13 protein-coding genes are annotated in these 15946 nt (G+C 31.3%); 5 read left to right on the top strand and 8 right to left on the bottom strand.

Features of this window, described 5'->3' with window-relative positions; translation table 11 throughout:
- Positions 1 to 5: 5 nt before the first annotated feature.
- From B3578_RS02700 to B3578_RS02685, 4 genes are all read right to left on the bottom strand, one after another.
- On the bottom strand, positions 6 to 1568 hold the full coding sequence (locus B3578_RS02700) for a M20/M25/M40 family metallo-hydrolase (RefSeq protein ID WP_125350368.1): 1563 nt from the start codon (positions 1566 to 1568) through the stop codon (positions 6 to 8).
- 128 nt (positions 1569 to 1696) lie between these two features.
- Complete coding sequence (locus B3578_RS02695) at positions 1697 to 2728, bottom strand: hypothetical protein (RefSeq protein ID WP_219034300.1); 1032 nt, start codon at positions 2726 to 2728, stop codon at positions 1697 to 1699.
- Positions 2729 to 2971: 243 nt separating this feature from the next.
- A complete protein-coding gene (locus B3578_RS02690) occupies positions 2972 to 3397 on the bottom strand; it encodes an Hsp20/alpha crystallin family protein (RefSeq protein WP_291046890.1) in 426 nt (141 codons plus the stop codon).
- A gap of 197 nt (positions 3398 to 3594) precedes the next feature.
- Positions 3595 to 4386 carry a S1/P1 nuclease gene (locus tag B3578_RS02685; protein ID WP_219034301.1) on the bottom strand — a complete coding sequence of 264 codons (792 nt, stop codon included), beginning with the start codon at positions 4384 to 4386 and terminating at the stop codon, positions 3595 to 3597.
- Positions 4387 to 4719: 333 nt separating this feature from the next.
- On the opposite strand from B3578_RS02685, the gene B3578_RS02680 reads away from it, so the two are divergent.
- From B3578_RS02680 to B3578_RS02660, 5 genes are all read left to right on the top strand, one after another.
- Entirely contained in the window at positions 4720 to 5061 is a 342-nt protein-coding gene (locus B3578_RS02680; RefSeq protein ID WP_125350363.1) for a PadR family transcriptional regulator, read from the top strand.
- On the top strand, positions 5054 to 6850 hold the full coding sequence (locus tag B3578_RS02675; RefSeq protein WP_219034302.1) for a PspC domain-containing protein: 1797 nt from the start codon (positions 5054 to 5056) through the stop codon (positions 6848 to 6850). The genes B3578_RS02680 and B3578_RS02675 overlap by 8 nt, the downstream gene beginning before the upstream one ends.
- Positions 6851 to 6997: 147 nt before the next feature.
- Positions 6998 to 7558, top strand: coding sequence for a 1-acyl-sn-glycerol-3-phosphate acyltransferase (locus tag B3578_RS02670; protein ID WP_286495621.1), 561 nt, complete (start codon positions 6998 to 7000; stop codon positions 7556 to 7558).
- Positions 7559 to 7561: 3 nt separating this feature from the next.
- Positions 7562 to 7984 (top strand): PaaI family thioesterase, encoded by a 423-nt coding sequence (locus B3578_RS02665; RefSeq protein WP_219034304.1) that lies wholly within the window; start codon positions 7562 to 7564, stop codon positions 7982 to 7984.
- Positions 7977 to 9002 (top strand): isochorismate synthase, encoded by a 1026-nt coding sequence (locus tag B3578_RS02660; RefSeq protein WP_286495620.1) that lies wholly within the window; start codon positions 7977 to 7979, stop codon positions 9000 to 9002. The genes B3578_RS02665 and B3578_RS02660 overlap by 8 nt, the downstream gene beginning before the upstream one ends.
- On the opposite strand, the gene B3578_RS02655 is transcribed toward B3578_RS02660, so the two are convergent.
- The 4 genes from B3578_RS02655 to B3578_RS02640 all read right to left on the bottom strand — a co-directional run bounded on the left by B3578_RS02655 (position 8999) and on the right by B3578_RS02640 (position 15908).
- Positions 8999 to 9346, bottom strand: a complete 348-nt coding sequence (locus B3578_RS02655) for an MmcQ/YjbR family DNA-binding protein (RefSeq protein ID WP_125350359.1) — start codon at positions 9344 to 9346, stop codon at positions 8999 to 9001. The two genes, B3578_RS02660 and B3578_RS02655, sit on opposite strands and share 4 nt — an antisense overlap.
- 85 nt (positions 9347 to 9431) lie before the next feature.
- Positions 9432 to 10883: a SusD/RagB family nutrient-binding outer membrane lipoprotein gene (locus tag B3578_RS02650; RefSeq protein WP_291046887.1), complete on the bottom strand. Its 1452-nt coding sequence runs from the start codon at positions 10881 to 10883 to the stop codon at positions 9432 to 9434.
- 23 nt (positions 10884 to 10906) lie between these two features.
- On the bottom strand, positions 10907 to 14110 hold the full coding sequence (locus B3578_RS02645) for a SusC/RagA family TonB-linked outer membrane protein (protein WP_291046886.1): 3204 nt from the start codon (positions 14108 to 14110) through the stop codon (positions 10907 to 10909).
- 244 nt (positions 14111 to 14354) lie between these two features.
- Positions 14355 to 15908 (bottom strand): calcineurin-like phosphoesterase C-terminal domain-containing protein, encoded by a 1554-nt coding sequence (locus B3578_RS02640; RefSeq protein ID WP_286495616.1) that lies wholly within the window; start codon positions 15906 to 15908, stop codon positions 14355 to 14357.
- Positions 15909 to 15946: the final 38 nt, after the last annotated feature.

Here is a 15946-nt window from a genome sequence, read left to right as displayed (position 1 = left end):
ATATCTTATTTTAAATAAGTATCAGAATTTCTTGCCGGGCTTTTAACCTCTGGCCATTCTTGCTGTTTTCCGTCTCTACCATTAGGTAAAATACGACGCTCACGACTTACTAAATCTTTTTCTTGATCTGCCATCATCGTTAAAGTAGCACTCAAAATTGCATTCGTTTGTACTTCTTCAAAAACGATTTTATCATACGTATCTTTGTTTGTGTGCCAAGTATACGTACCGTAACCCCAATTTAATGAACTAAGTCCGAAAGCTGGCGCTCCTGCAGCGATAAAAGATGCATGATCCGATCCTCCACCACTTGGCATTCCAGGGAAATCTGTCTTGATTTCTTTCGTAATAAAATTAGGAACAGCTTGTAACCAGCGCGTCATGTATTCATATGATTTTTCAAAACCAGATCCATTGATGTTTACTACACGTCCTGTTCCATTATCTTGGTTAAATACAGCTTGAGTGTTTTTAATAATTTCTGGATGATCTTCTACAAAAGCACGAGAACCATTCAATCCTTGTTCTTCACTTCCCCATAAACAAATCAAAATTGTACGTTTGTTATTTGGGTATAATTTTTTGATTGTACGAATTGTTTCCATCATTGTGATAGTTCCAGTTCCGTTATCTGTTGCTCCTTGCGCTCCATCCCAAGAATCGAAGTGAGCAGAAAGAATAATGTACTCGTTTGGTTTTTCTTTTCCTTTAATTTCTCCAATAATATTGAATGTTTTCGCAACTCCATTGTGTTTAGATTGTGCATTAACAGTCAATTTTGGAGCAGTTCCATTTTCAGCTAAACGATATAACATTCCGTAATCTTCATTCGAAATATCTAACATTGGGATAGTTTTCGTTTTTGCACCAAAAATTCTATTTGCTCCCATAATTCCTGTCCAATAAGAAATTGCAACCGCTGCAGCTCCATTTTTCTCAAAAACTTCTGGAAGTGTATTGTTGTTGTAACCTGTCACTTTTATAGAATTTGCCCAAGCTTCGGCTTCAGCTTTTCTTGTTTCAGTAACTTTTTTATACAAATCCTCTAAACCAAAATCTTTGTATTGATAATCAGAACGTCCATATGATTGGTTTTGTGACATCAAAACAACTTTTCCTTTTACAGAAGGTAACCATGCGTCAAATTCAGCTTTTGTTTTGAAAACAGGCATTGCGATAGCATCTGCATTCACAGCTTTTTTAGTTGCTGGTGACCATGCTAATTGAGTAGCTTCGATAGATTTTGCTCTTGGATACGTCATATCAACATGCGTTATTCCGCGCTCCCATGCTTTCCATGTTCCATAATCTTCACGGCGGGCATCAATTCCCCAAGATTTCAACGTTTTAATTGCCCATTCTCCTGCTTGATCCATTTGTGGAGTTCCTACTAAACGAGGTCCGATTCCGTCTAATAATTCGTGCGAAATTTTCTTCAACTGCGAATTATTTTGAATTTCGGTTACAAAACTTTGTACAGTTGGGTCTAATTTTTCTTGTGCTTGCGCATGTACCGCAATAGACGATAATACAATTGTAGAGTAGGTTAATGTGTTAATCAATTTCATAATTAAAGTAATTTCGTGTGATAAATTTTACAAATTAGGTCTAAAATAGAATATTTTGTGAAATAAAAAAAGACATCTGTAGATGTCTTTTGTGTAATTATGTTTTTTTGAAAATATAGTATTGTTTTTTAACTATCTTTCATTTTAATGAATCGATTATTTTGTAGCACAAATATTTTGTCAGGGTTATAGGCATGATTCTTTTTCGATTCTTCATTTAATGGAAAAACCGTAATTGCTAAAACTGGAAAATCATTGAAACTAAATATCTGTAAATTAATGTTTTTATATAAATATTCGTCCTGAGAAAAATTTGCATCAAGTAAATTGTAATAATTAATCAATTCGACATCGCTCATAATACTTTCGGTTAAATTTTCTGGATGATAACCAACAAATAATAAACCTCCCTGACCATGCAGCATTGCATAAATATTTTTTTCAATTTCTTTCGGACAATTCTTTTCTAAAAACTGAACATAATTAAAATATTGATAATGAAAAAGATGATCGTAAAGACAATCTAGAATAAATTCGTTGTTCGAAATATTATTTATAAAAAATTGTCTTGTTGGGTTATTCCACAAAAAAGGTGTGTCTAAAATTTTGAAATAGTCATCTTTAATAGCAAAATTTGAGAATAGATTTTTATTTAATTTTATTGCATTTATTTGTTCTTCAAAACCTAAATTTTTCAGTAACTTATATTCGTTTATTAAATTGTTAAGTTGTTCAGAATAATTAATTTGTTTAGAATTTTTTAAAGAATAAATTTCATATTCGTTATCTTTTTTTAAAGAATCGAAATCTTCATTTAACACAAAAGACAAACTAATTCCGTAAGGAAAAATGGTTTCATTTGGAGTGATAAAAATAGCTTCTTGATTAACTAGTTTTAAGCGTTTGTAATTATTTTCGTTAGGAAAATTGATTTCAGTATTTATTCGATCAATTGCTTTTGGTTGAATAAAGTTACTTTCAATTTGTAGCAAACCTTCATTTGAAATAATTTCGATGTAATTTTTAAGAAAATTAAAAGCATCCAACCTATTTTTTAACCCGTTATCCGAATTAAATTCAGTTGTTTGAAATTCTTTTGAGCTTGTGCAAAAACGTGTTTTTACAACATAAGTTATTGTAGATAAAATGTTTTTGTGCATAGTTGAATTTTAATCTTTTGTAAATGTAAAAGATTAGTTTTTAATAATTTTTACTAAAAAACACTTTTTTATAAAAATTATTAAGTGTTTTTGTTAAGAACTTTTTGATTCCGTTTTCGATAAAATAGTCACTTTTTTTAACATTGTTTTTGAGGAAATGATAAAATTATAAATTTGATTTAAACAAAAAATCCTCAACTCCGAAGAATTGAGGATTTACTAACCAACTAAAATTAACTATATCTATGAAATTTGTATGCTACGTTTTTCTTTTGGTAAAGCTTCTTCTTTCTTAGGTAGAACTAATTGCAAAATTCCGTTTACATAAGAAGCTTCTATTTTATCTTCGTTTATGGTTTCTGGCAATGTAAATGCTCTTCTGAAGCTTGAAAAATTAAATTCTTTTCTCGAAAATTTTTCTTCTTTTACTTCTTCATTTTGTTTAAATTCTGATGAAATTTTCAAAATATTTTCATCAATTTCAATAGAGAAATCTTCTTTGTTTAAACCTGGTGCAGCTAATAAAATCTCGAAACTATCTTCATTTTCTTTGATATTTACTGCAGGAAATTGATTTTGAGAATTTACAAAAGTTTCAAATTTTGGACGCATTGCATTTTCAAATCCAAAAGGAAAATAATTTGCTCTATTATTTCTTGCTGTATTCATGTCTTGTATGTTTAAATTTTTGATTTCATTGTTCATGTTTTCACTTTATTCAAATTATGTGCAAATCGATATTTTAAGACAAAATGACTGGTTTTTACTATTTTCAAATGTCAAAATGACCGAAAATTTAAATTTTGAACATAAAAAAATCCTGAAAAGTCATTTTCAGGATTTGTAAATCTCGGTAAAGATTCTATTTATTTATAAATTTCGTCTAAAACTTTTGCTAAACGTAGACCGCCTTTTAGCATTTGATCTTCGATCGTTTTTTTGTTGTCAAAATGATAACGGTAACCTAATTTATCGTCCATTTTAACACCTGCGTAAATTCTGTTTGCAATAATATAAGAGCCGTAAATCCAATCAGCAAAAGTTCCTTCTTGCATTGTTTTTTGTTGTTCTTTCGTTGCAATATCCAGTAAATTAGAATATTCTGTGTACGAATAGTTTTCGTAATCAACCAATTTAGAATCCCAAACGGTATGAATATTTACTTTATCGCGAAACCATTCAACTTTGATTCTATTTCCACCCAAATCGTCTGGACGCCCAACATGTAAAGGTTGATGCGCATCTCCCAAAATGTGAATCAAGAAATATAAATCGTGTTGTTTTTGTTCGATTGTTAAATTCTTGTTGTTTTTTAATTCATTAATCAAAAACAAACCTTTTTTGTACATATTATCATCAGAAGTTCCATCTAGCGCAACATCAAATTGTGCACGATCCAAATCTCCTGGAATATTTACGTAATGGTAAGAATCTGCATGTTTCCAAGAATCATCAGACTTGATAAAATCTGGCCAGTTCGCCCAATACGCTAATTTTTGTGGACCAATAATTTTTGTAATTTCTTTACGAGTTTTCTTGCTAATATGTTGTTCTGCAATTTGAGAAACTACTCGGTGACCTGTTAATCCCCAAGCTAAAGCACTTTCTGAAGCTAAAAATGCTCCTAAAAGCATTGCACTTCCTATAATTTTTTTCATTGTGTGAGCTCGATTTTTGACAAAGGTAATAAAACTAATTCAAGTAGAATGAGTGATTTTTGAAGGTGATTTTTAAATGATAGTTAATATTTTTTCAAGTAAAATCAAGTACTTTTTCATAAAAAAAACATCGATTTTAAAATATTCTTAAATAACTTAAAAAACTTAAAAAACTTAAAAAACTTAAAAAAAATATTAATTCAATAAACCTCGATAAACAGGCAGATTGGTATGTCTTTTATTTATAATACTAAAAATAATTCAGTACTTTGTTTTGCATAATACTAAAACTTTTATATATATTTGTATAACAAAATAAAACAAGCCGTTCTTATGAATATAGAGAAAACAAAAGTTCAGATGCGAAAAGGTGTACTGGAATATTGTATTCTCAGCATTATCAAAAAAGGAGATGCTTATGCATCTGATATCATAGACGAATTGAAAAAAGCAGAGATGATTGTTGTTGAAGGAACATTATATCCGCTTTTGACAAGACTAAAAAATGATGACCTTTTACAGTATCGCTGGGAAGAATCAACGTCAGGACCACCTCGCAAATATTATGCACTTACAGAGTTAGGTGAAAATTTTTTAAAAGAATTAGCTGAAACTTGGGAACAGTTAATTGAAGCCGTGAATAAAGTAACCACAGAAACGCAGAAAAATGGATAAAACAGTATCAATAAGTATAGGAGGATTTTCTTTCGTGTTAGACGAAATCGCCTATAATAAATTAAAGACCTATTTACAAGATGTAAAAACTTCGTTGAGAGGTACGGAAGGTGTAGAAGATATTATTGAAGATGTAGAAATCCGTATTTCTGAATTATTTCGTGAACGATTAAAATTTAGAGAAGTCGTAAACGAAGATGACATCAATTTTGTAATTGCAACGATGGGACATCCAGATCAATATAAGGTTGAAGAAGATGAAGAGAACGAAAAAACGTCTACAAATTCATCATACAATTATTCGTCAAATAATCAATCGTATGGTGGGCAACAAACTGGTGCGAAACGTTTGTACCGCGATCCAGATGATACAATTGTAACAGGATTATCTGCTGGTTTGGCGCATTATATGGGCGTTGATCCTTGGTTTGTACGTTCTATTTGGTTAGTTCTTGGAATTTTGGGAATTTTCACAGCAGGTGTATCATTTTTCTTAGTGGTATTCTGTTATTTTATCTTGTTAATTTTTGTTCCAAAAGCAAAAACAACATCAGAGAAGTTACAGATGTACGGACAACCAGCAAACATTGATACATTAAAAAAAAACGTAGAACAAGCTAGTGAAGCTGTTGTAAGTGGAAGCAAAGAATTAAGTAATAAATTAGGCGGAGCCTTTGGTGTTTTTGGTCGAATTTTACTTTGGTTCATCGGATTTATCATTCTAAGTTCAGGAATTGGATTAATCATTGGAGGATTCTTTTTCTTCTTTACTACTTGGACAGAAATGCCAACAGAATTATTCGGTTATCTTGTTGAAGAGGAATGGATGAGCATGGCAGCCAAAATATTTGGAGGAATATTAATGGTAATTCCAGGTATTTTGTTGACAATTTTAGGTGTAAAATGTTTCTGGAATAAAGTAAAAGTAAGCAAAGCTGTCATCTTTGGATCAATCGCTCTTTGGTTTGTTGCATTATTTGCAATCATCGGAATTTCTGTAAGTACAGCAAGTAAATTTAGAAACTCAGTTGAAATGACACAAGAAAAAAGTTATGTTATTCCTTCTGATACCTTACAAGTTTATTTTAGAGAAAATAATGAAGGTAACTTAAAGTTCAAAACTTTTAACGATTTAGATCAATTAATTGATGCTGATGGAAACTTAATCATTCCAATTGATGATATTTTTGAGATTGAAGAAAGTACAGACGATAAACTTCATGTTCAAGTAACTTATTCTTCTAAAGGAGGAAGCAAAGAAGAAGCAAAACGCAATTTAGAAGCAATTAGATATAATTACGAATTAAATGGAAATAAACTTTATTTAGATGAGTTTATTAAAATTCCTAAAGATGGTAAATTTAGAAATCAAACGGTTGATATCAAATTGTATGTTCCTAAGAACAAATTAATTCACACGAATAACACTGATCGAATAACAATTATTAATAATGATAATGATCGTGATTATTTATACGATTTGAAGAATAAATTTATTGGATATAATGGAAAAAAATTCGTATGTTTGAATTGTCAAAAAGATTCAGATTCTGAGGACGATATTAATCTTGATTCAGAGGATGTAAACATAAATTTGAATGACGGAAACGATTCGGCGAGAGTTAGAATTGATAAAAATGGTATTCGTGTCGAAAGTAAAGACGGTTCAGTAGGACTAAATTTACCAAGAACTGAAAACAAAAAAGAAAAATCAAACCAAGAAATACACTATAAAGATGATACAGATTCTATTAACATTAACTACAGAAATCATTCAAATAATCGTTGATTTCTTTGCATAGACTTAGGAAGTATTTTAATTAATAATATTCAAAAAGAGACATTTCATTTCGGAATGTCTCTTTTTATTTTTGGTTACATTGACTAATATCCGTTTCGAGTTTTGTATGTTTGCAAATGCATAAAGCATCATTTTATGAAAAAAATTTTAGGCAAACTTTTGTACTCATTAGGAGGTTGGAAATTAGATAATCATCTCGATCTATCGAAAGTAGATAAATGCGTTTTGGTTTGCGCTCCGCACACTTCCAATTGGGATTTTTACTATACTATTTTGGCTTTTTGGCAAATGGGAATTCCAATGAAAATGTTTATCAAAGATGCTTGGACAAAACCTTGGTATGGATATTTTATAAAGAAAATGGGCGGAATCGGAATTGATCGTTCTCAACGACATAATATGGTCGATTTTGCTTCAGATATTTTGAAAGAATCAGATAAATTATATTTAATTAATACACCAGAAGGAACGCGTTCTCGTGCAGAAAAGTGGAAAAATGGATTTTTCTATATCGCGCAAAAAGCAGATGTTCCGATTGTTTTGGCTTATTGTGATTTCAAGAAAAAAAGAGCTGGAATTTCAAAAATTGTAGAAACAGAAAACAGAACTTTAGAAGATGTGATGGATGAAATTCAAGATTTTTACAAAAAAGTTAGGGCAAAACATCCAGCACTTTATAACCCAAAAATACATTAAATTATGAACGAACAAGATATTTTACAGAAGTTCAATGAAATTTCGAAAAATACATTACTTGAAACTTTAGATATAGAATTTACGGCAGTTGGAGAAGATTTTTTATCAGGAAAAATGCCTGTTACGCCTAAAGTTCATCAACCATTTGGGTTATTGCATGGAGGCGCTTCTATCGTTTTGGCGGAAACGTTGGGAAGTACATTGTCAAATATTATTTTACATTCGGATGATTTTGTGGCGGTTGGTCAACATGTTGACGCAAATCATCTTCGTCCAAAAAAGGAAGGAACAATTTTTGGGCATGCAACAGTCGTAAAACAAGGTCGTACTTCGCATTTGATTAAGATTGAAATCAAAGATGAAAACGATAAATTAATCTGTTATACACATTTAACAAACGCTATTATTTCTAAAAAACATGTTTAAAAAATTTCAAGATAAACTTGAAAGATTAATTCAGAATCAAGAACCTTTTCTTCTTTTTAGAAAACCAAATTCTACACAAGTGGAGTTGTGGGAAAATAAAGATTTTGAATCGGATAACAAGTTTATTTGTAATAGTTTCGATAATACAAAATTGGTTGAATTTAATGATAATGAGGTTATAGATATTGGAATAAATGAATTACCAAATTTTGAACTTTCTTTACCAGAATCAAACAAAAATGAAGCAATTTCGTATGAAAATTATATTGATTTAATTCAAAAAACAGTTGAAGAATTACAAAGTGATTCACCAACTAAAAAAATTGTAATTAGTCGAATCAATTCACTTCCAGAAACGAATATTAATTTAGTTGAAACTTTTAAAAATTTACATCAACATTATCCAAATGCCTATGTGTATTTGCGATTTGATACAGAAGAAGGTTGTTGGATTGGAGCTTCGCCAGAGCTTTTATTGAAAGAAAATAATCAATTTATACAAACTGTTTCTTTAGCTGGAACAAAAGCAAAAGAAGATGAATGGACAGAGAAAGAATATCACGAACAACAAGTAGTAACTGATTATATTTCGTCAACTTTAGAACCTTATACTTCTTACATTGATGTGGACGGACCATTTTCGGTAAATGCAGGATTTTTTGAACATTTGAAATCATTTATTTCAGCTCAATTAAAAGACAAATCTCAGCTGTATGACTTGTTGAAAGCTTTGCATCCAACGCCTGCTGTAGGAGGAATGCCAAAGGATCTGTCAAAAGATTTTATTCTCGAAAACGAAGGCTATAATCGTACTTTTTATGCAGGTTTTATGGGCTTTCAAAATAAAACAGAATCGGAGTATTTTGTTAATCTTAGATGTGCAAAAATCTATTCTAATAAAGTAAATTTGTATGTAGGAGGAGGTATTATGCCCGATTCTATTCCTGAAAATGAATGGCGAGAAACAGAACTGAAATCAAAAACAATAGGTGAATTGTTGGTGAAAACAGAGAATTAAATCAACTTAGGACGTTTAGATTTTGGTAAAGTTAAGATGACTAAATTATAAGAATCTTTTATCCATTCTTTGATTTGAATGTTTTTCACGTCTTGATGAATTTTAACAGTATTCCAATGTTTTTTGTTCATGTGATAACCAGGAATTACAGCTTCGAAAGTTGCGCGTAATTCGATTGCATTATCTGGATCACATTTGATATTTACAGAATCAAAATCGTCAATATTACAAAGGCAAAACATTTTTCCAGCGATATAAAAGACCAAAGTAGATTGATCAAAAGGAAATTTTTCTTCGACCAATGGAAGTCCTAAACAAAACTCTCTTAACTCTTCTATATGCATAAAGATATTTTTAGTGAAGATACAAATAAAACGAAAACGACCTTAATTACAAGGTCGTTTTCTATTAAATGTGGAATGTATGCAATTAATTTACATCCCACCAAACACGCGTATTGATGTTATCTGGTCCCATTTGTTGAATGGCCTGTTGGTAGCCTTCAGGGTTGTAATTTCTGACACTTGTTGGATAAAGTAAACGTCGAGGCATTTTCTGATCATTCAACATGGTAGAAGTTGTCGGTAATTTTGGAAAACCAGTTCTTTTATATTCAAACCATTGTTGGTAATCTGTAAAGAATAAAGCAAAATATTTTTGATCGATGATACGTTCTAACGTATTGTTGTATTTAATTTTTTCTTGTGCCATAAATTCAGCAGTAGGCTCGATATTCGTCCATAATTGTACAGCAGCTTTTACAGCTTTATCATAATGTGTTTTTGCATCGCCACCTAATCCTTTTTGAGCAATTTCGGCTTTAATAAATTCTACTTCTGCATAAGTCATCAACGGAATTTTCATAGGTGCAACAACAATTGCATTATTCGGTGATGAAGGATTGAATTTAAAATCTGAACTATTTCCTTCATAAGCAGCAGGAACACCCTTATAACCTAATGAAGAACCATCAAGATTAGAAGCTTTGTTCACTAAAAATGGTAAACGAGGATCGTTTGTTTCGTTCATTTTATCTACAAAAAATTCGGTAAATGTACGACTATCTCTATAATCTTGTTCTCTTGGCCAAGGCGATAAACTTGGTGCTAAACCAGAAATTTGTAGGATAGCAGATTCAGATTCAGTTTCGAAAACTGGATAAGTTGTCGGATTGTCGATCATTTTTTTGATCTCTGTTAATGCAGAAGCGTCACGATTAGAGATTCTTAGCAATAATCTCATTTTTAATGAATTGGTGAATTTTTTCCAACGTGTAATATTGATATTTTTTTCACTGCTTGGGAATAATATATCACTACCATATTTTAATCCCAAATTAGTCACATATAACTGATTTGCTTGTTCTAAATCGTTTATTAATTGGTTGTAAATATCTTCTTGACGATCAAATTTTGGTTTTGTAATTCCTTCTTCTGCTTTTGCAGCTTCAGAAAAAGGAACGTCACCAAACATATCAGTTAAATTAGAAATAACTAATGAACGTAATGTAAGCGCGATTGCCTCGTAATTTACATCTCCTGCTTTTTGAGAAACTTTTAGCATTTCTTCTAAATTCACCAAATTTTTATACGCATTATTCCAAGTAGAATTACCTGTTCCATTGGTTACGTCGTAGCGATGAAGTCCCATTGCATTACTTGGATAAGGAAAATGAACTTGCATTAATTGCGCTGTGATATCGTAGTTTTTTAATACGTTGTTTTCTGCTAAATCATAAATAACAGGATTTAAAACTGAACCAGAATTTATTTCAGTGATTAAGTTAGGATCTTCGTTAGCTTTCTCAAAATCATTTGTACAAGAGAAAGTAGTTGATATAATGGTTAAGGCGAAAAATAGTTTGATTGAAATCTTTTTCATTTTAATAAATTGAATGTTGTAAATTATAACGAAGCTTTTAATGTAATTCCGTACGTTGCAGTTGAAGGCATTTGTCCCATTTCAACTCCAGGAACATATGTACTTCCGTTTAATGATGCTGTTTCAGGGTCGTATAAAGGGAAATCACTAATAGTAAATAAATCGCGGCCATATACAGTTAGAGATAAAGCTTCTAAACCTGTTTTAGATAATAATCGTTTAGGGAAATCGAACGTTAAACTAACATCTCTTAATTTTAAATATGATGCATCGAAAGAATTAGATTCGACGTTTGCTCTTCGGTTATATTCTTTATAATAAGTCGCTACATCAGTTTTTGTTGTATTCTGAGAATAAGTTCCGTCAGCATTCAATACAACACCATTTCCAATGATGTAACCATCTTCTCGACCAGGTAAAGAATCTGCCAATTTTCCTTGCTCCATCATTTTGTGATAAGTTTGTGAATAGACAATTCCACCATATTGTCCGTCTAATGTAAAACTGAAACGCAATGTTTTGAATTTGATTTCATTTGTGAAACCTGCTCTCCATTTAGGTGTTGCGTCTCCAACATATTCTATTAATCCATTTTTAAGTGGAACACCTGTTTTTGCATCATAAATGATTTGTCCCGCATCGTTTCTTACAAATTTTTCACCATATAGAGCTGTAGAAGAACCGCCAACTTTAGCAATTTGATAAACTGTTCCAGATTGACCAAGAATCATTTGATCACCTTCTATTCCTTCTACTAAAGATTTTACTTTGTTTTCATTTTTAGACCAAGTTCCAATCATTTTCCATTCAAAATCTTTACTTTTAATTGGAGAATACGTAGCTGCTATTTCAATTCCTCGGTTTTCAATTTCTCCTCCATTTACCACTCTTCTTGAATAGCCAGTTGTGATATCATTTGGTAATTCGAAGATTTGATTTTTTGTACTTTGTTGATAAACTGTAAAATCTAAGCTTAATCTTTTCTTGAATAATAAAGCCTCGAAACCAGTTTCCCATGATGTTGTAGATTCAGGTTTAATATCAGGATTAAATAATCTTCCAGGTACTACTGCAGATGCTGTAAAATCGCTTTGATCGTAATATCTATTTGTCCAACCTGTTGTACCTCCGTTACCAACTTTTGCAAATGATAAACGGTATTTTAAGTAATTAATAGGTCCTTTTATTTTGAATAAATCTGACAGAATAAAACTTGAAGAGACTGAAGGATAAAAGAATGAGCTATATTTTACTGCAACAGAAGAATTCCAGTCGTTACGACCTGTAAAATCAACGAAAATCATGTCTTTCCAACCAAATGAAGCCATTCCATATAATGAATTTTCTTTTAAATTAGAATCATACGTTCTTGCAAAAGGAGAAGTTAATCCATTCGAAAGTTTATAAACTCCAGGCGAAGCTAAACCATTTACCCAAGCCGTTAAATTTCTGTATTCATAATTTTTTCTATTACCTCCAACATTTGCATTGAAACCAAAATCTCCCCATTTATCAGTATAAGTTAATAAGAAATCGATATTTGTTTCAGTTTTAGATATGTCTTGTCTTTTGTAATATCCATTCGGCGTACGATTCATATCAAATGGACGTTTTTGTTCGCGCAATTGAGTATAGGTATTAATTGCAGGACGTAACATTAAGCTTAATTTATTGCTTAATTTAAAATCTGCTCTAATATTTCCAACAATTTGATTACTACTCATTGGATTAACAGCTTCGTAAGCAATAGCATAAGGATTGTCCATGTATGAACTAAATGGGCGAATCATTTTTACTCCATTGAAATCCTTTTTCCAAATTGGTTTGTACCAATTTAAATCTACGTTTGGATTTTGGAAGATCATAAAATAAGCAATAGATCCGTTATTGTAACCAGTTCCTGGTAAATTATCACTTGTTTTGCGAGTATAGTTTAAGGCAGTCGAAACTTTGATGCGATCACTTACTTGATAGTTTCCATTAATAGCAGCAGTATAATTTTCGTAGCCTGTATTTGGCATAATCCAGCTATTTTTCTGATGTCCAATAGAAGCTCTCATACTTCCTTTGTCATTTCCACCAGAAAGTGTAACTGCATTACTGAAAGTGAAACCAGTTTGCCAAAACCCTTTTCTATTATCTTTATACGCACGCCATAAAGTTCTTTCAGCCCCTTGTTTTTCTAAAGTTGGATCATATTGAAAAAATGATTGTCCGTCAAATTTTGGTCCGAATGCAGAAGAAGTACTTCCTGTATTTGGTCCATCTGCTGAGGTTTGATATGAGTAATAAGGATTGCCGTTTTTATCGAAACTTTTTCCAGTTCCTTGACCATATTCATATTGAAAATCTGGCCAATTGTTAATAACGTCAATAGCTACAGTTGATTTATATTCTAAACCTAATTGTTTACCTTTTTTACCTGATTTTGTTGTTATAATTAAAGCTCCATTTGCAGCTTTGTTTCCATAAAGAGCCGCTGCAGAAGGACCTTTTAAAACGGTTACACTTTCGATATCTGCTTGATTGATGTCAGAAATACCGTTACCAAAATCGATAGGTGAATCATCGCCCATGTAAGCAGTATTGTTTCCAGAAGAAGTCATTTCTGTACTCATTGGAACACCATCGATGACAATTAAAGCGTAATTTTTTGATTGGTCGATTGAATTTGCTCCGCGCAAAATAATTTGCTGAGAATTGATTGGTCCATTTCCTCCAGAAATAATATTAAGACCAGCTACTTTTCCTTTCAATCCCGAAGACCAGTTATTCGCTTCTGCTGTTGCAAGTTCTTCCGAACCTATATTTTGTTGAGCAAATCCTAATTTTTTCTGCTCTCGCTTTATCCCCAAAGCAGTTACAATTACCTCATTCAGTTGGTTAGATTCTTCTTGTAAAGTAATTTTTACTTGAGAAATATCTTTCGGTGTGTATTCAATAAATTTGTGTTGAGATGAATTTACCAATAATGTAGGATGAGCAACATTTACTGAAACAAATTCGAAAAAACCATCTCCGTCTGTAAATGTTTTAAAAGATGTTCCCTTGATGATGATTTCTACATCTGCAATTCCTAATCCGTTTTGATCAACGATTTGACCTTTGATTGGATTTTGATCTTGAGAAATCGATTGATGATAATCTGTTCCGGTGTAAGTTTTAGCATTGGCGTGTAAACTTAAAAATCCACCTAGTAGAAGTAGTGGTAATTTTAATTGTTTCATAGCTGTAAATGTGAAATGTTTATGTGTTAAAAATTTTAACAAAACTAGAACTTCTTTTTATGAAGTTGTTTAACTCATGGTTAAGAGATTTTTAAGTAAACATTACTAAAATAGAGGTCTTGATATTAGTTTTACATTTGAATAAAGGTTTATTGATTTTTATTTAACATGAATAAATTGTAAAATATTTTATTTAAAAAAGCCACTTCAAAAGAAGTGGCTTATCAAGATGTGTATAAAACGGTTATTTAATAACTTCGAAAGAAGATTTTTCTGTAAAAGTGTTTCCGTACAAATCGGTTGCGCGAACTTCAATTGGATAAGTTCCAACTTTTAGTTTATTCGGTAAACGAACTGACCAAATATGTTTCGAAATTTCTGGAGCAGAAGGTCTGTTACCAATATTTGTAATTTCTGCATTATCAATTTTCATGATGGTTTCCATATAATTGTAATCAACTGTTGGATCCCAATTCATCTCTTTCCATTCACCATTATTTACACGATATTCAACTTTATTTGATTCATGTCCCATAAAGAAATTAGCATATAAAAAAGCACGATTGCGTTTACCTTCTTTTACTTTTTTTGTGTGGTACAGGTCGATTTGTTTTTCTTTTGGTGAATTTGCAACTTTATAATCAAATTTATATTGATTACCATCTACATGTAAAAAAGCATAACCTTTTGGTGTACCATCACGCATCGTAGAGGCCGGAACTCCTTTTGCATCTTTCGGTCCCGAATACCAATCACCAGAAGTTGTTCCAACATTGTACTCGTGATGAGGTTTTTGTTGTTGCCAACCATCTTGATTTGCATAAAAAATCTGTTCTTGGAAATGTGTATGAGCAGACATTGAAATTGTATTTGGGTAATCTTTTAACAATTCGAATAATTGATTTCTATCTTCTGGACGTGTGTCACGCAACGGAATATGAAATGCTAAAACAATTAAATGATCTTTTGGAACAAATTTTAAATCATTTTTAATGAATTCTAATTGATCAGGACGGAAACCTCCCCAATATCCTTTTCCATCACGAGGATCTGGATATAAAATATCATCTAAAACAATAAAATGTGCTTTACCGATATTATATGAATAATTATTTGGACCGAAATTTTTCTCGAACGTTTCATCCGAATATTGATCTTCTTTTGCATCATAATTCATATCGTGATTTCCCATAACATTGTACCAAGGTAAACCAACTTTCGAAACAGCTTTTATATAAGATGGATGCAAATTCAAATCATCACCAACCAAATCTCCTAAAGAAAGTCCGAATTCCATTCCTTTAATTCCTTTAACATCATCAATTACACCTTTAGAGAAATACTCGATTTCTTCTTCTGTATAAGCTTGAGGATCACCAAAAATTAAAGCCGAAAATTTTTCGTTTTCTTTTGTAGGAATTAAAGCAAAATCAATACTCTTTGGAGTATTTCCAGTCGGAGCAGAACCTGCATATTCTAATTTTGGAGAGCCATTAGGTTTGTTGATGTAGTAGAATTGTGGCTGATTGAATTCGTTTGTAGGAATTTTGTAATTTGTTGGTTTAATGACAAACAAAATAGTTTCGTTATCAATCTCGATTTGATATTCTCCTTTATCATTTGTCGAAACAACTTGTTTTCCGTTACTAATTTGCACGTTTGCCAAACGTTTTTCTGATTTATCGAATTTATTGTTTTGATTTTTATCTTCAAAAACAATTCCTTTAGCAAGTTGTTGAGCGTTGACAGAAGTATAAAAACTTCCAAATAATACTAGCGATAATACGATTTTTTTCATTGTGTGAATTTCTTGTTTTGTAGATGTTAAAATTCTAT

It is taken from the genome of Empedobacter sp. UBA1574 (genome assembly GCF_002322895.1).
Classification (GTDB): Bacteria; Bacteroidota; Bacteroidia; order Flavobacteriales; family Weeksellaceae; genus Empedobacter; species Empedobacter falsenii_B.
This window is presented reverse-complemented; position numbering and strand designations above follow the sequence as displayed.